This is a genomic window from Kaistia dalseonensis, assembly GCF_030814715.1.
Taxonomy (GTDB): Bacteria; Pseudomonadota; Alphaproteobacteria; order Rhizobiales; family Kaistiaceae; genus Kaistia; species Kaistia dalseonensis.
Map to the genome: position 1 here is coordinate 17,327 of NZ_JAUSVO010000007.1, position 22,626 is coordinate 39,952.

General features: G+C 66.8%; 22 protein-coding genes. 15 read left to right on the forward strand and 7 right to left on the reverse strand.

What is annotated here, in order from left to right:
- Positions 1-34 precede the first annotated feature (34 nt).
- Complete coding sequence (locus tag QO014_RS21815; RefSeq protein ID WP_266350878.1) at positions 35-877, forward strand: alpha/beta fold hydrolase; 843 nt, start codon at positions 35-37, stop codon at positions 875-877.
- 249 nt (positions 878-1,126) lie between these two features.
- Here QO014_RS21815 and QO014_RS21820 read toward each other — a convergent pair whose 3' ends face one another.
- The gene (locus QO014_RS21820; RefSeq protein ID WP_266350879.1) at positions 1,127-1,594 is read right to left on the reverse strand and encodes a VOC family protein; all 468 of its coding nucleotides are present in this window, start codon (positions 1,592-1,594) and stop codon (positions 1,127-1,129) included.
- A 68-nt stretch (positions 1,595-1,662) separates the two neighbouring features.
- Here QO014_RS21820 and soxR point away from each other — a divergent pair, with 68 nt between their 5' ends.
- Positions 1,663-2,103 carry a redox-sensitive transcriptional activator SoxR gene (gene soxR / locus QO014_RS21825; protein ID WP_266350880.1) on the forward strand — a complete coding sequence of 147 codons (441 nt, stop codon included), beginning with the start codon at positions 1,663-1,665 and terminating at the stop codon, positions 2,101-2,103.
- 93 nt (positions 2,104-2,196) lie between these two features.
- Here soxR and QO014_RS21830 read toward each other — a convergent pair whose 3' ends face one another.
- Entirely contained in the window at positions 2,197-2,649 is a 453-nt protein-coding gene (locus QO014_RS21830) for a nucleoside deaminase (RefSeq protein WP_266350881.1), read from the reverse strand.
- A gap of 122 nt (positions 2,650-2,771) precedes the next feature.
- On the opposite strand from QO014_RS21830, the gene QO014_RS21835 reads away from it, so the two are divergent.
- The 4 genes from QO014_RS21835 to QO014_RS21850 all read left to right on the forward strand — a co-directional run bounded on the left by QO014_RS21835 (position 2,772) and on the right by QO014_RS21850 (position 7,733).
- The gene (locus QO014_RS21835) at positions 2,772-4,307 is read left to right on the forward strand and encodes a pseudouridine synthase (protein WP_266350882.1); all 1,536 of its coding nucleotides are present in this window, start codon (positions 2,772-2,774) and stop codon (positions 4,305-4,307) included.
- Positions 4,288-4,845, forward strand: coding sequence for a 16S rRNA (guanine(966)-N(2))-methyltransferase RsmD (gene rsmD / locus QO014_RS21840; protein WP_266350883.1), 558 nt, complete (start codon positions 4,288-4,290; stop codon positions 4,843-4,845). Before QO014_RS21835 ends, rsmD begins: the two co-directional genes overlap by 20 nt.
- Before the next feature lie 248 nt (positions 4,846-5,093).
- The gene (locus QO014_RS21845) at positions 5,094-6,350 is read left to right on the forward strand and encodes a M16 family metallopeptidase (RefSeq protein ID WP_266351162.1); all 1,257 of its coding nucleotides are present in this window, start codon (positions 5,094-5,096) and stop codon (positions 6,348-6,350) included.
- A 21-nt stretch (positions 6,351-6,371) separates the two neighbouring features.
- Complete coding sequence (locus tag QO014_RS21850; protein WP_266350884.1) at positions 6,372-7,733, forward strand: M16 family metallopeptidase; 1,362 nt, start codon at positions 6,372-6,374, stop codon at positions 7,731-7,733.
- A 223-nt stretch (positions 7,734-7,956) separates the two neighbouring features.
- On the opposite strand, the gene QO014_RS21855 is transcribed toward QO014_RS21850, so the two are convergent.
- Positions 7,957-9,774: a monovalent cation:proton antiporter-2 (CPA2) family protein gene (locus QO014_RS21855; protein WP_266350885.1), complete on the reverse strand. Its 1,818-nt coding sequence runs from the start codon at positions 9,772-9,774 to the stop codon at positions 7,957-7,959.
- Between the two features lie 229 nt (positions 9,775-10,003).
- On the opposite strand from QO014_RS21855, the gene QO014_RS21860 reads away from it, so the two are divergent.
- The 6 genes from QO014_RS21860 to lpxK all read left to right on the forward strand — a co-directional run bounded on the left by QO014_RS21860 (position 10,004) and on the right by lpxK (position 15,608).
- Entirely contained in the window at positions 10,004-11,347 is a 1,344-nt protein-coding gene (locus tag QO014_RS21860; RefSeq protein WP_266350886.1) for a TldD/PmbA family protein, read from the forward strand.
- Positions 11,334-12,185: a 3'(2'),5'-bisphosphate nucleotidase CysQ gene (locus tag QO014_RS21865; protein WP_266350887.1), complete on the forward strand. Its 852-nt coding sequence runs from the start codon at positions 11,334-11,336 to the stop codon at positions 12,183-12,185. Before QO014_RS21860 ends, QO014_RS21865 begins: the two co-directional genes overlap by 14 nt.
- A 37-nt stretch (positions 12,186-12,222) precedes the next feature.
- Positions 12,223-12,453: a DUF4170 domain-containing protein gene (locus QO014_RS21870; RefSeq protein WP_266350888.1), complete on the forward strand. Its 231-nt coding sequence runs from the start codon at positions 12,223-12,225 to the stop codon at positions 12,451-12,453.
- A gap of 74 nt (positions 12,454-12,527) precedes the next feature.
- Entirely contained in the window at positions 12,528-13,268 is a 741-nt protein-coding gene (locus QO014_RS21875) for a lysophospholipid acyltransferase family protein (RefSeq protein WP_266350889.1), read from the forward strand.
- Complete coding sequence (locus QO014_RS21880; protein ID WP_266350890.1) at positions 13,240-14,592, forward strand: 3-deoxy-D-manno-octulosonic acid transferase; 1,353 nt, start codon at positions 13,240-13,242, stop codon at positions 14,590-14,592. Before QO014_RS21875 ends, QO014_RS21880 begins: the two co-directional genes overlap by 29 nt.
- A complete protein-coding gene (gene lpxK / locus QO014_RS21885; RefSeq protein WP_266350891.1) occupies positions 14,589-15,608 on the forward strand; it encodes a tetraacyldisaccharide 4'-kinase in 1,020 nt (339 codons plus the stop codon). Before QO014_RS21880 ends, lpxK begins: the two co-directional genes overlap by 4 nt.
- A 35-nt stretch (positions 15,609-15,643) precedes the next feature.
- Here lpxK and QO014_RS21890 read toward each other — a convergent pair whose 3' ends face one another.
- The 3 genes from QO014_RS21890 to purD form a co-directional block, all read right to left on the reverse strand.
- Positions 15,644-15,862: a DUF2093 domain-containing protein gene (locus tag QO014_RS21890; protein ID WP_266350892.1), complete on the reverse strand. Its 219-nt coding sequence runs from the start codon at positions 15,860-15,862 to the stop codon at positions 15,644-15,646.
- Between the two features lie 55 nt (positions 15,863-15,917).
- Complete coding sequence (gene mutL, locus QO014_RS21895) at positions 15,918-17,759, reverse strand: DNA mismatch repair endonuclease MutL (protein ID WP_266351163.1); 1,842 nt, start codon at positions 17,757-17,759, stop codon at positions 15,918-15,920.
- 91 nt (positions 17,760-17,850) lie between these two features.
- Entirely contained in the window at positions 17,851-19,125 is a 1,275-nt protein-coding gene (purD, locus tag QO014_RS21900; protein WP_266351164.1) for a phosphoribosylamine--glycine ligase, read from the reverse strand.
- Between the two features lie 195 nt (positions 19,126-19,320).
- Here purD and ubiA point away from each other — a divergent pair, with 195 nt between their 5' ends.
- Positions 19,321-20,241 (forward strand): 4-hydroxybenzoate octaprenyltransferase, encoded by a 921-nt coding sequence (gene ubiA / locus QO014_RS21905; RefSeq protein WP_266350893.1) that lies wholly within the window; start codon positions 19,321-19,323, stop codon positions 20,239-20,241.
- A gap of 12 nt (positions 20,242-20,253) precedes the next feature.
- Here ubiA and QO014_RS21910 read toward each other — a convergent pair whose 3' ends face one another.
- Positions 20,254-20,826 carry a DUF6101 family protein gene (locus QO014_RS21910; RefSeq protein WP_266350894.1) on the reverse strand — a complete coding sequence of 191 codons (573 nt, stop codon included), beginning with the start codon at positions 20,824-20,826 and terminating at the stop codon, positions 20,254-20,256.
- A 392-nt stretch (positions 20,827-21,218) separates the two neighbouring features.
- Here QO014_RS21910 and QO014_RS21915 point away from each other — a divergent pair, with 392 nt between their 5' ends.
- Positions 21,219-22,178 (forward strand): phosphoribosylaminoimidazolesuccinocarboxamide synthase, encoded by a 960-nt coding sequence (locus QO014_RS21915; protein ID WP_266350895.1) that lies wholly within the window; start codon positions 21,219-21,221, stop codon positions 22,176-22,178.
- 11 nt (positions 22,179-22,189) lie between these two features.
- Positions 22,190-22,618: a GFA family protein gene (locus QO014_RS21920; RefSeq protein ID WP_266350896.1), complete on the forward strand. Its 429-nt coding sequence runs from the start codon at positions 22,190-22,192 to the stop codon at positions 22,616-22,618.
- Positions 22,619-22,626: the final 8 nt, after the last annotated feature.

Below are 22,626 nucleotides of genomic sequence, written 5' to 3' on the forward strand. Positions count from 1 at the left end.
CACATCCAGCCACACTTCCAAAGGAGAGACTCTCATGAGCAGCGGCTTCATCAAGACCAAGGACGGCACGGAAATCTTCTTCAAGGATTGGGGTCCGAAGGACGCCCAGCCGATCCATTTCCATCATGGCTGGCCGCTTTCGGCCGATGATTGGGACGCCCAGATGCTGTTCTTCCTGGCGAATGGCTATCGCGTCGTCGCCCATGACCGCCGTGGCCACGGCCGCTCGTCGCAGGTCGACAGTGGCAACACGATCGAGCAGTACGCCGCCGACGCCTCGGCCGTGGTCGAGCATCTCGACCTCAAGAATGCCGTCCATATCGGGCACTCGACGGGTGGCGGCGAGGTCGCTCGCTACGTGGCGCGCTTTGGCCAGCCGCAGGGCCGCGTCGCCAAGGCGGTGCTCGTCTCGGCCATTCCGCCCTTGATGCTGAAGACCGCCAGCAATCCCGATGGCACGCCCATCGCGGTGTTCGACGGCTTCCGGTCCGCGCTGGCTGCCAATCGCGCCCAGTTCTATCTCGACGTCGCCTCGGGCCCGTTCTACGGCTTCAACCGGCCGGGCGCGAAGGTCTCGCAGGGCATCATCCAGAATTGGTGGCGCCAGGGCATGATGGGCGGCGCGATCGCCCAGTATGAAGGCATCAAGGCCTTCTCCGAGACCGACCAGACGGACGACCTCAAGGCGATCACCGTGCCGACCCTGGTTCTTCAGGGCGACGACGATCAGGTCGTCCCGTACAAGGATGCGGCCGTGCTGCAGGCGAAGCTGGTCAAGAACAGCACGCTCAAGATCTATCCGGGCTTCCCGCACGGCATGCTGACCACCCATGCCGACGTGATCAACCCCGATCTGCTGGCCTTCGTGAAGGGCTGAGCGAAGCCGGAAAAAATCGGGAGGGCGGATCGATCCGCCCTCCCTATCGGCCATCGCCCGCGCCGTGCGGCCGACCGCACGGTCGCATCAAGGCTCCAGATCGTGCTCGGGCGGTCCGCGGCGAGCCTACAACGCGCGCCGCTGTGGCGCTCCCACGCCCTGGTCTCATTCCTGCCGCGGGGGCTGCGAACGGCACCGATGAGTGCCATCGAGCGGGATACCGATTCCCCTGCCGCAATGACAACCTGACTAGCGGCCGAGCCACTTGGAATAGGGGCCGACCCCGAATTGCACATCGGGAGCATCGTCGAGCACGGCAATGAACTCGAGCGAGTGACCGTCGGGGTCAGAAAAATACTGCGAAGCGGCGGGCATCCAGCCGATAACTTCTGGCTCGTCGACAGGCTGGCCCGCAAAGCCGAGCGGCGCCACGCCGCGCGATTTCAGCGCGGCAGCCGAAGCGAGCACCCCCTCCAGGCTCATCCGGAATGCAAGGTGCAGACGCATGCGCAGCGGCCCGCTTCCGGTTTCCCAGAGTCCCAGCATGCCCGTCTTCTTGCTGTCGATCCAGAAGAACGCGATCCGTCTATCCGTAAACAGCCGAGCCAGTTCCAGGCCTACAACGTCGCGATAGAAATCCGTCGATAGGGCCAGATCGGAAACGGTCAAATGCGTCTCGTACAGCCCGTCAATCCTTGGCATATGCAGTTTAGTCATGGTCCGGTCTTTCGTTGGAAACGCAAGACGGGTACAACCTCAACCAAACTCGAGGTCAAGAGGATTCCATGGCGCGGGAACTGACGGTTGGGCAGTTGGCGGCCCGGGCAGGCGTCGCCGTATCGGCACTCCATTTTTACGAATCCAAGGGCCTGATCCGCAGCAATCGCACACTCGGCAACCAGCGCCGCTATGCGGGAGACGTCCTGCGTCGCGTCTCGATCATCCGCATTGCACAGGAATTGGGGATTTCACTGGCGGAAGTCGGCGCGGCGTTCGAACAACTGCCCAAGGACCGCTCGCCTTCGCGGGAAGACTGGGAGTTGATGTCGTCCCGGTGGGCAGAAAAACTCGATGCGCGGATTGCCCTGCTCCAGCGCTTGCGGAATGGATTGGCGGACTGCATCGGCTGCGGGTGCCTGTCGATCGATCGCTGCAGTCTGCTGAACTGGAACGACAGGCAGGCTGCCGAGGGACCTGGCCCGAGGCGATTGATCGCCGGGCCTTGAGACGAAGCCGTGATGCTTGTCGTCGGGACGACGGGCATGATCGGATGCGATCCGGGAAGCGCGCACCGTGGAGCCGGCGCGGAGCCTGGTCGGCTATCGCCGCGCCTTGAAGAACGATTTGAGCATCTCGGCCGCCGCGCGCTCGCTGATCCCGCCATAGACCTCGGGCGCGTGGTGGCAGGTCGGTTGGTTGAAGAGGCGCACGCCGTTTTCCACCGCGCCGCCCTTGGGATCGCCGGCGGCGTAATAGAGCCGGCGGATGCGCGAGAACGAAATCGCCGCCGCGCACATCGGGCAGGGCTCCAGCGTCACATAGAGATCGCAGTCCGGCAGTCGCTCGGATTGGAGCGCCGTGCAGGCGAAGCGGATCGCCAGCAGCTCGGCATGCGCCGTCGGATCCTTGAGTTCGAGCGTGCGATTGCCGTCGGCGGCGATGATCACGCCATCGCGCACGATCACGGCGCCGATCGGCACTTCGCCGCGTGCTTCGGCTTTTCGCGCTTCATCAAGGGCGGCATTCATGAAGGATGGTCGGACGCCGCTCATGCTCTTTTGCTGAAACCGGGTTCATGGATCGATGTTCGGGGCGATTTTCTGGCATTTCTTCATGGGCCCCATATCCAGCGCCCTTCGAAATGCTCTAAGGATCGGCTTCAAGGACTGAAAAGATGAAGCCGCCGAAGAAACGCATGAAGGATGGCGCCGCGCAAGCCGGCGCAACGGTCGACGATCAGGCCGATCGGATCGCCAAGGTGCTCGCCCGCGCCGGCCTCTGCTCGCGCCGTGACGCCGAGCGCTGGATCACCGAAGGCCGTGTCGCGCTCAATGGCAAGGTGCTGACGAGCCCGGCCGTGAATGTCGGCCCGAACGATGTGGTCGAGGTCGACGGCAAGCCGTTGCCGCAGAAGGAGCGCACGCGCCTCTGGCTCTATCACAAGCCGCGCGGGCTGGTGACGACCGCGCGCGATCCGGAAGGCCGGCCGACCGTCTTCGATTCGCTGCCGGATCACCTGCCGCGCGTCATCGCCGTCGGCCGTCTCGACATCAATACGGAGGGGCTTCTGCTCCTCACCAATGATGGCGGCCTCGCCCGCGTGCTCGAATTGCCGTCGACGGGCTGGCTGCGCCGCTACCGCGTCCGCGCCTGGGGCAGCGAGGTGCTGCAGCCCGATCTCGACAAGCTCAAGGACGGCGTAACGATCGACGGCGTCATGTATGGCGCGATCGAGGCGACGCTCGATCGTATCCAGGGCACCAATCTCTGGATCTCGCTCGGCCTGCGCGAAGGCAAGAACCGCGAAGTGAAGAAGGTCCTGGCCAGCCTCGGCCTCGAGGTGAGCCGCCTGATTCGTGTGTCCTATGGCCCGTTCCAGCTCGGCGACCTGCCCGAGGGTCAGGCGGTTGAAATCCGTGGCCGCGTATTGCGCGACCAGCTCGGTCCGAAGCTCGCCAACGATTCGGGCGCCGATTTCGATGCGCCCTTGCGCGAACTGGAAGACGAGCCCCGCCGCCCGGCGCCGCGCCGCGATCAGCGCCCTGCCGCTCCCGTCGAGGAAGCGCCGGCCGCCGCCAGGCCGCATGGCCGTCGCGCCGGCCGTGCTCAGTCCGGATCGGAGGGCGAGCGCGAATTCAGGCCGAAGCGCCCGTCTTCCGGACGGGGACGCGAGAGCGAACGATTCGGTGAACCTTCGGAAGGCGCGCGTGGCGCAGGGCCGCGGTCGCAGGGCCGGGCCCAGCGGCCGGATGATGGCATAGAGCGCTCGGGCGGTTTCAAGCCGGGCGGTCGCAGGCCACGCGCCGGCGCCGCGGGCGAAAGCCGGCTGGAAGATCGGCCGCGCGATGGCCGTGCCTTTGAAGGGCCGATGAGCCGCACAAGGCCGGACCAGGCGCGTTCGGACGAGCGCGAGCCGCGCGGCGGCCGCGCGCGCAGGGCGGAATTTGGCGGCAAGCCTCGTTCGGAAGGCGAGCCTCGTTCGGAAGGCAGGTCTCGCGCGGACAGCAAGCCCGGCGCGGACCATTTCGGCGGCGAGCGGCCAGGTGGGCGCGGCGGCAAGCCATCGGGCGGACGGGGCGGCAGACCTTCCGGCGGCAAGCCGGCCGGGGACAGGCCGTCGGGCGGAAGATCGCCGGACGGCAAGCCCTTTGGTGGCAAGCCTTCAGGCGGTGGCAGGAGCGGGCAGGGTCGTGCGGATCGTCGCCGGTGAATTTCGTGGCCGCGCGCTCGCGGCGCCGCGCACGCAAGCGATCCGGCCGACATCCGATCGCCTGCGTGAGAGCCTCTTCAATGTGCTGGCCCATGGCTATGACGACATCGTCGCTGGCGCCCGCGTGCTCGATCTCTTCGCCGGCACCGGCGCGCTCGGCATCGAGGCGCTGTCGCGCGGCGCCACCTATGCCGTCTTCATCGAGGAAGGCGTCGAGGCGCGCGGCCTGATCCGCGAGAATATCGAGGCACTGGGCCTCACGGGACGCACGAAACTGTTCCGGCGTGACGCGACCAAGCTCGGTCCCGCCGGTACGCTCGGGCCTTTCGATCTCGCTTTTGCCGATCCGCCCTATGGGCGTGGCCTTGGCGACCTCGCGCTCGCCGAGCTCGTTTCGGGGGGCTGGCTGAAGCCCGGCGCGCTGGTCGTGCTGGAGGAAGTGGCGGCTGCGGAAATTGCGCCGATCGCAGGGCTGGAGCTGGTCGAGCGGCGCGAAGCCGGCGATTCGCAGTTGTTATTTTTCCGTTATATTCGCTAGCTGCGACAATTTATCCTCGCGATTAGTGACGGAAATGCCTAGGCTGCTTATCGGGGGTACGCCACCGCGAGCGCCGAGGATCGATGGCTTCACGCTTTTGTCGAGTTTCCAGTGTTGCGTCGTCAGCATTGCGCGCTGCTGCCTTTGTCGCCTTTTTGACGGGGGCGACTGCTGCTTTTGGTGCCGAGCAACCGGCCTCCGCACCTCAGGCGACCTCCGCGCGCATCGCGCCGGATGCCGTGAGCTTCATGCTCGAGAACGGCATGCAGGTCGTCGTGGTGCCGGATCACCGGGCGCCCATCGTGACCAGTATGGTTTGGTATCGCATCGGTGCCGCGGATGATCCGATCGGCAAGTCCGGTATCGCGCATTTCCTCGAACATCTTATGTTCAAAGGCACGGCCAAGCATCCTGCCGGCGAATTCTCGTCCAAGGTTTCGGAAGGTGGCGGCGCCGAGAACGCGTTCACGACCAATGATGCGACGGCGTTCTACCAGACGATCGGCAAGGACCAGCTCGGCACGGTGATGGCCTTCGAGGCGGACCGGATGGAGGGGCTCGTCCTCACCGATGCGGTCGTCCTGCCGGAGCGCGACGTCATCCTGGAAGAGCGCCGCATGCGGATCGACAATGATCCCGGCGCGCTCCTCGCCGAGGCGATGGATGCGGCGCTGTTCCAGAACCATCATTACGGCATCCCGACCATTGGCTGGGAGCATGAGATGGCGGGCCTGACGCGCGAGGACGCGCTCGCCCAATATCAACGTTATTATACCCCCAACAACGCCATCCTCGTCATTGCCGGCGATGTGACGCCCGACGAAGTCCGCCGCCAGGCCGATGTGACCTTCGGCCGGGTGCCGCGCCGTTCCGAGCCGGGACCACGCCAGCGCGCCAAGGAGCCGCCGCCGATCGCCGAGCGGACTGTGACGCTGCATGACGAGCGGGTGACCCAGCCTTCCCTGTCGCGCAGCTATCTGGCGCCGTCCTATCCGAATGCGGCCCCCGGCGAGGCCGAAGCGCTCGACATCCTGGCGGATGTGCTCGGACGTGGGCCGACCAGCCGGCTCTATCGCTCGCTCGTCATCGAGCAGGGCATCGCCAATTCAGCCAGCGCCTATTATTCCGGCGACGGGCTGGATTACGGCCGCTTCGGCATCTTCGCCGTTCCGCGCGGCGACGTATCGCTCGACCGGCTGGGCGCCGCCATCGACGCGGCGATCACCGATATTCGCGATCACGGCATCACGCAGGACGAGCTCGACCGCGCCAAGAAGCGCACCCGCGCGGCGGCCATCTATGCGCAGGACAGTCAGGCGACGCTGGCGCGGATCGTCGGCACGGTCATGGTCAACGGCCAGTCGCTGGCCGACGTCCAGGAATGGCCGAGCCGCATCGATCATGTCTCGGTCGCCGACGTTTCCGCGGCCGCCCGCAAATATCTCGACAAGCGCCGGTCCGTCACCGGCTCCCTTCTTCCCGCTCCGGCCGAAAACCGCAGCTGAGAACGCAGGAGAATGAACGAGATGCCATTGATCGTAGCCAGGCTTGGGCTTGCCCTGCTCGGATTGCTCCTGATCGTTCCGGCCAGCTATGCGGCCAAGATCGAGCAGGTCGTCAGCCCTGGTGGCATCAAGGCGTGGCTGGTCGAGGACCATGCCGTGCCGGTCATCGCGTTGAACTTCGCCTTTGGCGGCGGCGCGGCGCAGGACCCGGCCGGCAAGCCGGGCGTCGCCAACATGCTGTCGGCCCTGCTCGACGAGGGCGCCGGTAATCTCGACAGCGAGGCCTTCCAGGCCAGGCTCGATGCGCTTTCGCTCAGCTTCAACTTCGATGCCGGCCGCGACCAGTTCTACGGCTCGGTGAAGACGCTCGCCGAAAACCGCGACGAAGCCTTCGCCATGCTGGCGCTGTCGCTGCAGTCGCCGCGTTTCGACAAGGAGCCGGTCGAGCGGATCCGCGCCCAGATCGAGAGCCGCGTGAAGCGCTCCTCGACCGATCCGGACACGGTGGCGATGCTGGCCATGTGCGCCTCCGCCTATCCGAACCATCCCTACGGCCAGCCGGTCGACGGCACGGAGGCGAGCGTCGCGGCCATTTCGGTCGATGATCTCAAGGCCTATCGCGACCGCATCTTCGCGCGGGACAATCTGAAGATCGCCATTGTCGGTGCCATCGACGCCAAGACTGCCGGCGCGCTGATCGACAAGACCTTCGGTCCGCTGGCTGCCCGGGCTGAACGGACGCCCGTGCCCGACGTCGCGCCGAAGATGGCCAATCTCGATATCGACATGCCCAACCCGCAGACGATCATCCGCTTCGGCGGACCGGGCATTCCGCGACACGATCCCGATTTCATGACCGCCTATGTGGTCAACCACATCCTGGGCGGCGGCACCTTCTCGTCGCGCCTCTATGAGGAAGTGCGTGAGAAGCGCGGCCTTGCCTACACGATTTCGTCCACCCTCGTTCCGCTCGAATCCTCCAGCGCGTTTGCCGGCGGCACGGCGACGCGCGCCGATCGGGCCGACGAGACGGTCGGCATCATCAAGTCCGAAGTGGCGCGTCTCGCCAAGGACGGCCCGACAGCGGAGGAACTCGCCAAGGCCAAGAGCTATCTGATCGGCTCCTATGCGCTGCGCTTCGATTCATCGATGAAGATCGCCCGTCAGATCCTCGGCATCCAGATCGACGGCCTGCCGATCGATTATGTCGAAAAGCGCAACGCCATCATCGCCAACGTGACGCTCGACGATGCCAGGCGCGTCGCGAAGCGGTTCCTCGCCAATGGCACGGATATGATCGTGCGCGTCGGCCCCGTGCCGAAGAGCGGGCCGGAAGAGGCCGTGCAGGCCGAGGCGACAGTGCCGCTGGTCAAGCACCTGTAAAGCAAGTTCGCCGTGTCCCGGCCTCTCCCATGGGAGAGGCCGTCCAGATGGCGGATTGGCGCCACGTGCCTCTGCAGCCAAGAAATCGGGCTTGCCGTGCTCGTGCGGTAGCCTTGGCTGGCCGTCACGGCCGCGCTCACAAAGCGCCCAGCTCAACGAATGGCGGTGGATTGCGATGGCGTCGGGAGACCTGCCGCTTTGACCCAACGCCCTGCCGGCTACCTCATTCGGCAGCGTCGGCGGTTGCCTTCTCGGCTTCCTCATTGAGCGCCTTGGGCGCGCGCTTCGGCACGGTGAGGGGCTGCGGCTGCAGCTTGCCATGCACGTTCGTATACGTGACCGAGCCGCCCGATTGCTGGATCGCGAGCCGTTCGGTCTCGCGGCTGCGTATGTCGGATGCGACCTCCGCGACGTGTTCCTCGGAAAGGCCGAGCCCGAGCAGCGACTGCACGCCGAAGGCGAACGCGGATTCGAATGTCTCGCGGATCTCGAAATCGACGCCCTGCGCCCGCAGTTTCAACGTGTGCTGCCGGTCGAACGAACGCACGTACAGCTTGGTCAGCGGGAATTCCGAGCGCACCAGCTCGACGATCCGGTCGGTATTCTCGCGGCTATCCGTGCAGACTGCGACGATGTCGGCCCGCTCGATGCCGGCCGCGCGCAGCACGTCCAGCCGCGTTCCGTCGCCATAATAGACCTTGAAGCCGAACCGCGAGGCGCTGCGCACCATTTCGACGTCGTCGTCGATCGCGGTCACGTCGATGCCCTCCGAGAGCAGGAATTGCGCGGAGATCTGGCCGAAACGGCCGAAGCCGATCATCAGCACGCGTGCTTCGAGCCCGTCGGCGATATCGAGCCCGTCGAGCGACTGTTCCTTTTTCGGCAGCACCCATTTGAGCGCGATGACGGCGAGCGGCGTGAGCGCCATGGAGATGATGACGGTCGCCGTCATCATCGCGTTCACATTGGCGGTGAAGATGCCGGAGGCGGTGGCGGCGGCGTAGAGCACGAAGGCGAATTCGCCGCCCTGCGCCAGCATGGCCGCGCGGGTGAGCGCTTCGGAATGATCCGCCTTGAACAGGCGCGCGACGACATAGATGCCGAGCGATTTCAGCGCCATGTAGCCGATCACGGCCATGACGATGGTTGGCCAGTCGCGCGCGATGACGCCGAGATCGAGCGACATGCCGACGCTCAGGAAGAAGAGACCGAGCAGGATGCCGCGGAAGGGCTCGATATCGGCCTCGAGCTGGTGGCGGAAGCTCGATTCCGAAAGCAGCACGCCGGCGAGGAAGGCGCCCATCGCCATGGAGAGCCCGCCGAGCTGCATGACCAGCGCGGCGCCGAGCACCACGAGCAGCGCGGCGGCGGTCATCACCTCGCGCGCATGCGCCGTCGCGAGCAGGCGGAACATCGGATTGAGCAGCCATCGGCCGACGACGAGCAGTCCGGCGATCGCCCCGGCCGCAATCGCGATCGAAAGCCAGCGCGACGTTTCCCCCGCATCCTCGTGGGCAGGCGCGAGGAAGGTCACGATGGCGAGGAGGGGGACGATCGCCAGATCCTCGAGCAGCAGGATCGAGACGATGCGCTGCCCGCCCGGCGTCGAGGTCTCGCCGCGCTCGTCCAGGATCTGCATGACGATCGCGGTCGATGACAGCACGAAGCCCATGCCCGCCACGAAGGAGGCGGCTGGCGCGAAGCCGGCGGCAATGCCGAGGACCGTCAACAGGCCGCCACAGGTCAGCACCTGCGCGAGACCGAGCCCGAAGATCTCGCTCCTGAGGCTCCAGAGCCGCGAGGGGCGCATTTCCAGGCCGATGACGAACAGGAACATGACGACGCCGAGCTCGGCGACATGCAGGATCGACTGCGGATCGGTGAAGAGACGCAGGCCGAAGGGCCCAATGACGACGCCAGCCGAGAGATAGCCGAGCACCGAGCCGAGCCCGAGGCGCTTGAAGATCGGCACGGCGACGACGCCGGCGCCGAGCAATGCGACGAGTTGGATGAGGTCGGTGCCCTGGGTTTCGACTGCCATCAAGGCCCCTTCTGCGCTCTGGTGGTCTGATAGACGATGCCGCCTGAGGGGCACGGATGCAAGGAAAGACGACGGACACGGCGAATCGATCGCCTCTCCGCCGGCGCCATTTTATGGACGCGAAACATGAGCATTCTTTGTCAGTTTCGCCGCATATGGAACAGCCACAATGGGATGGGGTTGTTCGGCCCGGCGGCGATCCCTACACAAGGGGGAACGGAGAACCGCCATGACCGCCATGCCTGATCAATCCCGCCTCGTCGATCGCGCCGCCGAACTCGTTGCCGCAGCGCGCCGGGCCGGCGCCGATGCCGCCGACGCCGTCGCTTTCCGCCGGATCGGTCTTTCGGTCGATGTCCGCAACGGCGCCGTCGAGGAGACGCAGCGTTCGGAAAGCGACGAGCTGTCGCTGCGCGTCTTCATCGGCCAGCGCCATGCGAGCATTTCCACCAACGGCCTCGCCGCGGCCGACGAACTCGCCGAGCGCGCCGTCGCCATGGCGAAGGTCGCGCCGGAAGATCGCTTCGCCGGTCTCGCGCCACAGGATCGGCTGGCGAAGGAATTCCCCGATCTCGACCTGCTCGACGAGACGATCCCATCGCCGGAGCAACTGGTGGAGCGGGCCCGCCTGGCTGAGGCCGCCGCGCTCGGCGTTCCCGGCGTCAGCAAGTCCGGCGGCGCATCGGCGGGCTGGTCGCTCGGCGGCGCGGTGCTCGCCACCTCGCACGGCTTTTCCGGCTCCTATCTCGGCTCGCGCCACAGCGTGTCCGCGACCGCCATTGCCGGCGAGGGCACCGGCATGGAGCGAGATTATGACAGCGATTCCAAGGTTCATGGCAGCGACCTGCGCGATGCCGCTTCGATCGGCAAGGTGGCGGCCGAGCGCGCCGTGCGCCGGCTCTATCCGACCCGCCTGCCGACCGGGCCGGTCAATGTCGTGTTCGATCCCCGCGTCGCTGTCTCGCTGCTCGGCCATCTCGCCGGCGCCGTGAACGGCAGCACGATCGTGCGCAAGACCAGCTTCCTGCAGAGGGCGCTGGGCGAGCAGATCTTCGCTCCCGATATCCGCATCACCGACGATCCCCACCGCATTCGCGGCCTCGCCTCGCGCCCCTTCGATGGCGAGGGCGTGGCGGCCGAGCCGTTCGATCTGGTGAGCGAGGGCGTGCTCCGGACGTGGTTCCTCGACAGTGCCACGGCGCGGGAACTGGGCCTCGAGACCAATGGCCGGGCTGTCGGCGGCGGCAGCAACCCGCATCCGAGCGCGACCAACCTGACCCTCCTGCCGGGCCGCCAGAGCCCGCAGGAACTGCTGGCGGCGATCGGCGACGGCCTCTATGTGACCGAACTGATCGGCCATGGCGTCAATGGCGTCACGGGTGATTACAGCCGCGGCGCCGGCGGTTTCCGCATCGTGAACGGCGAGCTCGCCGAGGCAATCGGCGAGATCACCATTGCCGGTAATCTGCGCGACATGTTCAGGCGGCTGGTCGCGGCCAACGATCTCGAATACCGCTTCGCCGTGAATGCGCCGACCGTCGCGATCGAAGGGATGACCCTTGCCGGACGGTGATCTGCCATCGACAGTCGGCGCACCCGTAGATCGCACGGCCGACCTCGAGCTGCTCGTTGCGGCGGCGCGTGAGGCTGGGCGGATCGCGCTCGGCTTTTTCAGGAACGACCCGCGTCAGTGGACCAAAGGCGAGGATTCGCCCGTCACCGAGGCCGATATCGCCTCCGACCGCTATCTGCATGCGACGCTGACGGGCGCGCGGCCGGATTATGGCTGGCTCTCGGAGGAGACCGCCGATACGGCCGACCGCCTCGGCCGACGCCGCGTGTTCGTGGTCGATCCGATCGATGGCACGCGCGGCTTCATCGAGGGCAGCCATGACTGGTGCGTCTCGGTCGCGATCGTCGAGGATGGCTTTCCCGTCGCCGGCGCGCTGGCCGTGCCGGCGCGCGAGGAATATTATCAGGCGGTTCTGGGCGGCGGCGCCTGGCTGAATGGCGCACGTATCCATGTAGGCGCGCATCTCTCGGTCGAGGGGGCACGGGTCGCCGGCCCCATTCGCCATCTGCGCGCCTTCGCCTCGGCCGGCCTCACGGTCGCCGAACGGCTCTACACGCCCTCGCTCGCCTATCGCCTCGCCATGGTCGCGGCCGACCGGCTGGATCTGGCGACGGCGCGACCCCATGCCCATGACTGGGATCTTGCGGCAGTCGACCTTTTGGTGCACGAAGCTGGCGGAATCCTGAGGGATCTGGACGGCGCAAGGCTGCGATATAACCGGCTCGACCCGCGTCATCCCGTGCTGATCGCCGCAACGCCGCGTCTCGCCGATGCGGTGGCGCCGCTGATCGCCGCGGCCGAGGCCAAGGCGATGTCCGCCAGTGGATCGGCGCCCTGAGGCAGATTGACGTTCGGACGAAGGAGATGATGGCAAGATGCCGGAGAAACAACTGCTCCACCTGGTGTTCGGTGGCGAATTGAGCGGCGTCGACGCGACGGATTTCGCCGATCTGTCAGCGCTCGATATTGTCGGCATCTATCCCAACTACAAGACAGCCTATGATGCCTGGAAGACCAAGGCGCAGAGCACGGTCGACAGCGCCCAGACGCGCTATTTCATCGTCCACCTGCACCGCCTGCTGGACCCTGAGACCGACAAGAACTGAATAGTCCGCCCGGCGGTCCCCGGCGGATTTTAAGGCCGCCTGTCCGGTGGCCGATGGAAGGAACGAATTCGATCTTGAGTGAAGCGTCGGCGAAGAAGAGCGAGAACCGTCAGGGTCTGCTGAAGCGCATCGGGTCCTCCGATCGCACAATCAGGTTCGCCGGGCTCGCGGCCGTTGCCTATCTGAAGCTCGTGCGCCGCACGAGCTGCATCAAATTCGACCCCGAGCGCCCGCTCGAGCGGCTCGGCGATCTGCTGCCCGGCATCATGACGATGTGGCACGGCCAGCACCTGATGGCGCCCTTCGTGCCGCACAAGGGTTTCGATCTCGCCGTGATGGTCTCGCGCCATCGCGATGGCGAGATCAATGCGATCATCGCGGAGAAGTTCGGCTATCGCACCATTCGCGCCTCGGCGGCGCGCACGCCCTCGCGCGTCATCGAGAAGGGTGGCCTGCGCGGTTTCCTGGAAATGAAGAAGGCGCTGGGGCAGGGCCTGACGGTCGCGATGACCGCCGATCTCTCCAATGCGAAATCGCGCCATGCGGGAACCGGCATCATCACGCTCGCCCGTGTTTCCGGCCGGCCGATCCTTCCGATCGCGCTCGCCACCAGCCGGCGCCTCGTGCTGAAAAACTGGGATCGCACGACGATCAACCTGCCCTTCAGCAAGGGCGCCTGCATCTTCGGCGAGCCGGTCTTCGTGCCGGGCGATGCCGACGAGCAAATGCAGGAAGAAAAGCGGCTCGAGCTCGAGCACGAGCTGAACCGCATCACGGATCTCGCCTATGCGCGCGTCGGCGGGCGCGATGTTTGAGGCCTCCGGCGGCCCGCTCCTTCTCGCCTATCGCCTTGCCGGCTATGCCGCCTTGCCGGTGGTGCCGTTCCTGCTCGCCTATCGCACCGCCAAGGGCAAGGAAGAGCGCGCGCGGCGCGACGAGCGCTATGGCCGCGCCTCGATCAACCGCCCGGCCGGCCCGCTGGTCTGGGTCCATGCGGCAAGCGTCGGCGAGACCAATGCCGTGCTGCCGCTCGTCAAGCGGATCGTCGACGAAGGGCTGAACGTGCTCTTCACCACCGTGACGGTGACGAGCGCGGCGGTCGCCGCCAAGCGCTTGCCGCGCGGCGCATTTCACCAGTTCTCGCCGCTTGACCTGACCCCCTTCGTCGACCGCTTTCTCGATTATTGGAAGCCCGATATCGCGATATCGGTCGAATCCGAGATCTGGCCCGGCATGATGAGCGGGCTCGCCCGGCGCGGCATTCCGCAGATTTTTGTCAATGCGCGCATGTCGGAGCGCTCGTTCACGCGCTGGGACAAGCTCGGCCGCGCGGTGAGCCCGCTCTTCTCGCGCGTATCGCTGGCGCTCGCGCAGAGCGATGGCGACGGCGAGCGCCTCGCCGCGCTCGGCATGAAGCAGGTCCGCGTCACGGGCAATCTGAAATTCGACGTGCCGCCGCCCTATGCCTCTCCCGAGGCGGTTTCGGCTTTCGCAGCCCATATTGCCGGCCGGTCGGTCTTCGTTGCCGCCAGCACCCATCCGGGCGAGGAAGAGGTCGTCGCCGCGGCGCATCGCGTGCTGCGTCATCGCCGTCGCGAATTGCTGACCATCATCGTGCCGCGCCATCCCGTGCGCGGGGCTGAGATTCGCGAGCAACTGCTGCAGCGCGGCCTCGTGGTCGCGACCCGCAGCCTCGACGAGCCCGTCACCCCGGAAACGGATATCTATCTCGCCGATACGCTGGGCGAGATCGGCCTTTTCTACCGCGTCGCCCCGGTCGCCTTCATCGGCGGCACGCTGGTGCCGATCGGCGGCCACAATCCTATCGAGCCGGCGCAGCTCAACGCCGCGATCCTGCACGGGCCGCATGTCCACAACGCCGCCGAGATCTATGCCGCGCTCGATCGCTCCGGCCGCGCCGAGCTGGTGCGCGGTTCCGAGGAGCTCGCGAGCATCCTCGACGAACTCTTCGCCGACCCGACCGCGATGCAGCGCCGCGCCGCCAAGGCGGCCGAAGCGATCGCGCCTTATACCGGCGCGCTCGACGCGACGATGAAGTCGCTGATACCCTATATCCAGCCGCTGGCGATCGCCGCGCGGCTGCGGGACCGCGAGGAGCGGGCAGGGGGCAAGCGATGAAGTGGCAGGCGCCGCGCTTCTGGTGGCGGCAGCGCAGCTCGCTGCCGGCCCTGGCGCTTGCGCCCGTCGCGGCGCTCTGGTCGGCGGTTGCCGGCCGTCGCATGCGGCGCGCGCCCTCGGCCCGCGCATCCGTCCCGGTCATCTGCGTCGGCAATTTCGTCGTCGGCGGTGCCGGCAAGACGCCGACCGCGCTGGCGCTCGCCCGCATCTGCATGGGCCTCGGCCTCGCGCCCGGCTTCCTGACGCGCGGCTATGGCGGCTCGGCGCGCGAGCCGCTCATGGTCGACCGCAAGCTGCACGATGCCGCGCGGGTCGGCGATGAGGCGCTGTTGCTCGCCGAAGCCGGGCCCGTAGTGGTCTCGCCGGATCGTCCGGCCGGATTGCCGCTGCTTCAGCGCGCCGGCGTCGATATCATCATCATGGATGACGGCTTCCAGAATCCAGCCCTCGCCAAGGATCTGGCGCTCCTCGTCGTTGATGGCGCGACCGGCATCGGCAATGGCTGGGTCATGCCGTCAGGCCCGCTGCGCGCGCCGCTCCGCACGCAGCTCGCCCGCGCCGACGCGCTCGTCATTGTCGGCCCCGGCGAGCCGGGCGACCGGATGCTGCGCCGTGGCGCGCGGGCCGGGCGGCCGGTGTTGCGCGCCCGCCTGATGCCGGCGCTGCAGCGCGACTGGGGCACGGAGCCCTATCTCGCCTTTGCCGGCATCGGCCGGCCGGAGAAATTCTTCAATTCGCTCGACCGGGCCGGCGCGCCGATCGGCGATGTGAAGGCCTTTCCCGATCATTACGTCTATACCGCCGAAGACGCCCGCATGCTGCTCGGCCGGGCCGAGACCGAGGGCCTGAGGCTGATCACCACCGCCAAGGATTTCGCCCGCTTGAGCCGGGCGGAGGGTGAAGTCGCGCGGCTGCGGCAATGGACCGAGGTCTTCGAGGTCCGCATGGTGTTCGAAAATGAGGAACTGCTGGCGAGCCTGATCACCGCCGTCATGCGGCGCGCCAGCCCACGCTGACGAGCGAAGGCTATCGGCTCGCAGCTTCGCGACGTTCAGACGAGGCCGAGGGCCTTGTGCCGCGCGAGCGAGGTCGCGGGATCCGCATAGGCTTCCTGATGCGCGACGTTCCAGTAGCGCAGTTCGTCGAGCGGGATCGGAACGCCGGTGACGGCGCAACGCACGAACGACCCTGGCGAAAGGATCTGATAATCGCCGTCGAGATAGCGAAGACGCGCTTCGCCGCCGCGGCCCGAAGGTTCCATACGGTTCATGGTCTCTATATCGTCCGAAACCGGCCGCCTTGCAACGTCGCTCTTGCAATCGCGCTCAGCGTCGGCCGAACAGTCTTTCTATGTCGGAGAGCTTGAGCTCGACATAGGTCGGCCGGCCGTGATTGCACTGGCCCGAGCCGGGCGTCGCTTCCATCTCGCGCAGCAGCGCATCCATCTCTTCCGGGCGCAGCTTGCGTCCGGCGCGCACCGAGCCATGGCAGGCCATGGTCGCCGCCACATGGTCGAGCTTCTCGCGCAGCCGCGTCGTCTCGTCCCATTCGGCGAGGTCGTCGGCGAGATCGGTCAAAAGGGCGCGCGCATCGATGTCGCCCAGCAAAGCCGGCGTCTCGCGAATCGCGATCGCGCCCGGGCCGAAGCCCTCGATGACGAGGCCGACCTCGGCGAGTTCGTCGGCCCGGCGCAGTAGGCGGGCGACATCTTCCTCCGGCAGGTCGACGACATCGGGGATGAGCAGGATCTGCCGCGCGACGCCCGCGCGGGCGAGCGCCGTCTTCAGCCGCTCATAGACCAGTCGTTCATGCGCCGCGTGCTGGTCGACGATGACGAGGCCGTCATCAGTCTGCGCGATCACATAGGTGGCGTGCACCTGCGCCCGCGCGGCGCCGAGCGGCCGGCTGGTATTGTCGGTTTCGAGCGGCTGGTTGGCGCGGGCATCGGCGGAGGGGCGGTCGATCGCCTCGAAGCGCGCCTGCGGCTCCGCAAAGCCCGGCTGGTAGGCCGCTGTCTGGTAGGCGCCCGGCTCGTAGGAGGGCGCCGCGGCGGCGCCGCCCAACGGCCCGCGCCAGCTTGGCGCCGGCGCCACATTGGCGAAGGAGCGATAGCCGGAGGCAGCACCCGGCCGGAAGGCGGCGACCGTCGCGCTCGCGCCCGTCGAGGTGGCGCGGTGCCCGGCCTGGTGGATCGACTGCCGCAGCGCGCCGACGATCAGCCCGCGCACGAGGCCGGGATCGCGGAAGCGCACATCGGACTTGGCGGGATGAACGTTGACGTCGACCTCGTGCGGATCGAGCGTGACCGAAAGTGCCGCGACCGGATGGCGATCGCGCGACATGACATCGGCATAGCCCGCGCGGAGCGCGCCGAGCAGCAGCTTGTCGCGCACCGGGCGCCCGTTCACGAACAGGAATTGCTGCAACCCGTTGGCGCGGTGGAAGGTCGGCAGCCCGGCATGGCCGGACAGGCGCACGCCGGCGCGTTCCGCCTCGATCGGCATGGCGTTTTCGGCGAATTCCGCGCCGAGGACCTGGCGCAGCCGGTCGGCGAAGGCGTCGTCGCCGGAAACGGCGGGATAGTCGATCGCGCTGCGGTCGCTGCCGGTCAGCGCGAAACGCACCTCCGGATGCGCCATGGCGAGGCGCTTGACGACATCGGTGATCGCCGTTCCCTCGGCGCGCTCGCCTTTCAGGAATTTGAGCCGCGCGGGCGTCGCGAAGAAGAGATCCGTGACCTCGACCCGCGTTCCCTGGGATAGGCCCGTCGGGCGCGCTTCATGGACATGCCCGCCCTCGACGACGATTTCCCAGCCATGCGGCTCCGAGGCGTGGCGCGAGGCGATGGAAAGCCGCGCCACCGCGCCAATCGAGGCGAGCGCCTCGCCGCGAAAGCCGAGCGTGCGAATATCGAGCAGATCGTCGACGAGCTTCGACGTGCAATGCCGGTCGATGGCGAGCGCGAGATCCTCCCGCGTCATTCCCGAGCCATCGTCGATGACGCGAATCAGCGACGTACCGCCGCCGGCCGTGACGATCTCGATCCGCTTCGCGCCGGCATCGATCGCGTTCTCGACCAGTTCCTTGACGACGCTCGCCGGCCGCTCGACCACCTCGCCGGCGGCAATGCGGTTGATCACGGTCTCGGAAAGGCGGCGAACGGTCATGGGTCGGGCAGTCATGGGCACGATCTTGATGTTGACCTTCGACCTTGCCGGATTCGCACCCCTGGGGGAAGGGCGGGCAGCCGCCCCCGCCTCAAACCTCGCGCGTGATCGCCCGCCAGCCAATATCGGAGCGGCAGAAGCCGTCCGGCCAGTCGATCGCGGCGACCGCCTGGTAGGCGCGCTTCTGCGCCTCAGCCACGGTGGCGCCGAGCGCCGTCACATTGAGCACGCGCCCGCCATTGGCGACCAGCACGCCGTCCTTCAGCGCCGTGCCGGCATGGAACACCTTGGTGCCGATGAACGCGTCCGCCGCCTCGATGCCGCCGATCGGCGTGCCCTTCTCATAGTTGCCGGGATAGCCCTTCGCCGCCATGACGACGGTGAGCGCGGGCTCCTCGCGCCATTCCGGCGCGATGCCTTCAAGCCGGCCCTCGGCTGCGGCGAGCAGGATCTCGAGCAGGTCGCTCGCAAGCCGCATCATCAGCACCTGGCATTCGGGATCGCCGAAGCGGACATTATATTCGATGAGCTCAGGGCCCTTGCGCGTGATCATCAGCCCGGCATAGAGCACGCCCTTGAACGGCGCGCCGCGCGCGGCCATCGCCGCGACCGTGGGATTGATGATCTCGGCCATGGTGCGGTCGATCAGCGCCTGCGTCATGATCGGCGCCGGCGAATAGGCGCCCATGCCGCCGGTATTGGGGCCGGTATCGCCGTCGCCGACGCGCTTGTGGTCCTGCGCGGTTGCAAGCGGGATCGCCGTCTTGCCGTCGCAGATCGCGAAGAAGCTTGCCTCCTCGCCGACGAGGCATTCCTCGATGACGACTTCAGCGCCGGCTGCTCCGAACGCTCCATCGAAGCAGGCGTCGATCGCGGCATGCGCCTCGTCCAGCGTCTCGGCCACGACCACGCCCTTGCCGGCGGCGATGCCATCGGCCTTGACGACGATCGGCGCGCCCATCTCGCTCGCATAGGCGCGCGCCGGAGCCGCCTCGGTGAAGCGGCGATAGGCGGCGGTCGGGATGCCGGCCTCGGTGCAGAGATCCTTGGTGTAACCCTTCGACCCTTCGAGCTGGGCCGCCTGCTGCGTCGGGCCGAAGGCCTTGATGCCGGCCTTCTCGAGCGCATCGACGAGACCGGCGACGAGCGGCGCCTCGGGCCCCACGACGACGAGCCGCACGGCATTCTTGCGGCAGAAGCCGATCACGGCCGGAAAATCATAGGGATCGAGCTCGACCAGGCTCGCGCATTCGCCAATGCCCGGATTGCCCGGCGCGGCGAAGAGCCGATCGAGCCTCGGCGACTTCCGAAGCGCCCAGGCCAAAGCATGCTCGCGCCCGCCCGAGCCGATGAGAAGAACATTGATCCGCGATTGAGCCATGGTCCGGTCCGATTGAATTGCCCGCGCCGCTTAGCAAGCGGGGGCGGGAATGTCGAATCCCGGCAAGAACCAGGCCGGATCGAGCGCGGGAGAGAAGCGCGTGCCGAAGTCACATCGCGACGCCCTGAGGGCGGTGCTATAGTCCGTACCATCGCGATGACCATCACGGATTTTGTTCCCATGACCGACATCAACGTCGCCGACGCCGTGCGCGGCAATTGGGTGGATCGCCATGCGCCCGTCTGGCTCCGGCCCTATGGACGGCTCGCGCGCTGGGATCGGCCGATTGGCTGGTGGCTGCTGCTCTTGCCGTGCTGGTGGTCGTCGGCGATGGCGAGCAATGCGCTCGGTGAGACCATGCCGCATATCGGGCAACTGATCCTGTTCACGATCGGCGCGATCGCCATGCGCGGCGCGGGCTGCACCTATAACGACATCGTCGATCGCGATCTCGACGCCGGCGTCGCGCGGACACGCTCGCGGCCGATCCCGAGCGGGCAGGTCAGGGTGCGCAACGCCAAGATCTTCCTGGTGCTGCAGGCGCTGGTCGGTCTCGCCGTCTTGCTCTCGCTGAACTGGTTTTCGGTCGTGCTCGGGCTTTGCTCGCTGCTGGTCGTCGCAGCCTATCCCTTCATGAAGCGGATCACCGACTGGCCGCAATCCGTGCTCGGGCTTGCCTTCTCCTGGGGTGCGCTGATGGGCTGGGCGGCGATTTTCGGCAGCCTGTCGCTCGCCCCGCTGCTGCTCTATGCCGGCGGCGTGCTCTGGACGATCGGCTATGACACGATCTATGCGCTGCAGGACAAGGAAGACGACGCCATCATGGGCGTGCGCTCGACGGCACGGCTCTTCGGCGATCGCGCGCCGCTCTTCATCGGCCTGTTCTATGCCGGTGCGGTCGTGCTTTGGGCCGCCGCCTTCTGGCGCGCCGGCGTCGGGCTGCCATCTTATGTCGGGCTCGGCCTCGGCGCCGTGCAACTGGGCTGGCAGGTCGCGACGGTCAGGGTCGACGATGGCGAAGGGGCCTTGATGTTGTTCAAGTCGAACAAGATCTTCGGCTTCATCCTCTTCGCTGGTCTCCTGGCCGACATCCTTCTCTGATCGCCGGGATCTCTAGTCGCGGGCGATGATCTCGCGGCCCGTGAGCAGTTCCGTCTCGCCCTGAATGCCGGTCTTGCGGCGCTTCAGGAAGCGGGGGCGGCGGCGGGAGAGCGAGGAGACGATGCGGCGCGCCTTGACCGGGTTGACGACGAGGCCGCCGAGCTGGGAGAGCGCCTCGCGCACGGTGCCGTCGCCTTCGACGATCAGGAGCGGCAGGCCGAGCGCCTTGCCCCAGGCCTGCCAGTCGGCTGCGACATCCTCGGCATCGCCCAGATCGCCTGCAACGGCGAGCGGCAGCGTCATGCAGGGATCGCGGTGCATCAGCTCGATCACCGCGCTGACATCACCGGTTTCCGGCTCGACCTTCATGCGGACGGCGACGCCGCGAAACGCGCTGACCGGGTAGGAGAGGGTGGCCGGAATGCCGCCGAGCGTGCGCTTCACGACGACCTTGGCGCGGTCGAGATAGACCGAGGCGGCGGTCGCCGAAGCCGGGCCGGGCAGGGGGGCGGAATAGCGGATCGGGAGTGCGAACGGATCGAGGCGGAGATCCTTGCGTGCGCGCTTTGCTGCTGCGTTTGCCATGGCCTGTCGCTCCTTCTTGGCTCGTTATGCCCCGGTTAACAGGGCCTTAACGGGCGCTCCCGATTTCCTGGGCTCGCCCTTCGTTGGAGGGACAATGCCATGCGCCCAGCCGTTTCCGTCTTAAGGAACGTGGTTAAATTTCGGTGTTCTTGGAGAGGGTTAGCGCCGGGTGACCGAAGAGGGTTGATGAAATATTGCCGGGAGCGCCCGGCGGCTGCCCCGCCGGAGCACCGACGGGCGGTCGTCGGGAGGCTCCGATTGGCCCGCTCGGCGCGGGTTTCGCACGGCCTCGCATATGGCCGTCGAGGCGTTTGGCCTGTAGCTTGAACCAGCCACCGCGGAGACCTCCGGCGGAACGGCAACACGCCAATCAACGGTGGACAAGAATCCCGATGAGCGACCCGCGGATCCTCTCCGATATCGACATTCCCGAGTTGCCCAATCACTACAAGGGCAAGGTCAGGGAGAACTACGATCTTCCCGATGGCCGCCGGATCATCATCGCCACCGATCGTCTCAGCGCGTTCGACATCATCCTGACGTCGATCCCCTTCAAAGGGCAGGTGCTCACCCAGACGGCGCGCTACTGGTTCGAGCAGACAGCCGATATCTGCCCCAATCACGTTCTGTCCTACCCCGATCCGAACGTCGTCATCGGCCAGCGGCTCGACATCCTGCCCGTCGAGATCGTCGTGCGCGGCTATCTCGCCGGCACCACCAGCACCTCGATCCTGACCAAATACCGCAAGGGCGAGCGCCAGATGTACGGCATCACGCTGCCGGACGGCCTGCGCGACAACGAGAAGCTGCCGCAGCCGATCATCACGCCGACCAGCAAGGCCTTTGATGGCGGCCATGACGAGCCGCTCTCGGGTGAGGAAATCCTCGCCCAGGGACTGCTGACGGCGGAGCAGTGGGAGACCGTGTCGCGCTATGCACTGGCGCTGTTCGCCCGGGGGCAGGCCAGGGCGGCCGAACATGGCCTCATCCTGGCCGACACCAAATACGAGTTCGGGACCGACAAGGACGGCCGCATCCTCCTCGCCGACGAGATCCACACGCCGGACAGCAGCCGCTACTGGATCGCGTCGAGCTATGCCGACAGCTTTGCCAGGGGCCTTCGCCCGGCGAGCTTCGACAAGGATTTCATTCGGGCCTGGGTCACGGAGCGCTGCGACCCCTACAAGGATCCGATTCCCGAAATCCCGGCGGAACTCGTCGAACAGGCCTCGAACGTCTACATTCAGGCATTCGAGCAGATCACCGGAACGCGCTTCGTTCCCGATCTCGCGGGCGAGACAGTGGCAGACCGTGTCCGCGCCAATCTCAAGCCCTATTTCGTGAGTGCCTGATGGAGAGATCGATGTTGATCGGACGATGCCAATGCGGACGGGTCGAATATGCCGTGGAGGACGCGTTTCTCTATGCCGGCTATTGCCATTGCCAGAACTGCCGCCTGCGGACAGGATCGGCCTTCAGTACCTTTGCCGGCATCGAGCCGGCGAAATTCGAGATCACGCAGGGCGCGGAAGATTTGACTGTCTTTGGCGACGTGCGGGCCGGCGAGCGCTTCTGCCGCTTCTGCGGTTCGACGCTGTTCGCGCTCGTCAATGAGGGCACCATGGTCCACGTCCAGATGGGCACGCTGATCGACGTGCCCACCGTGCGTCCGAGGGAACACATCTTCGTCGGATCCAACGCGCCCTGGCACGTGGTCGCGAAGGATGGCACACCGCACTACGCCCGCCATGTCTCCGACGGAGACTTGGTCGAAGACAGTGACGGGCCGTAGGGGGGCGG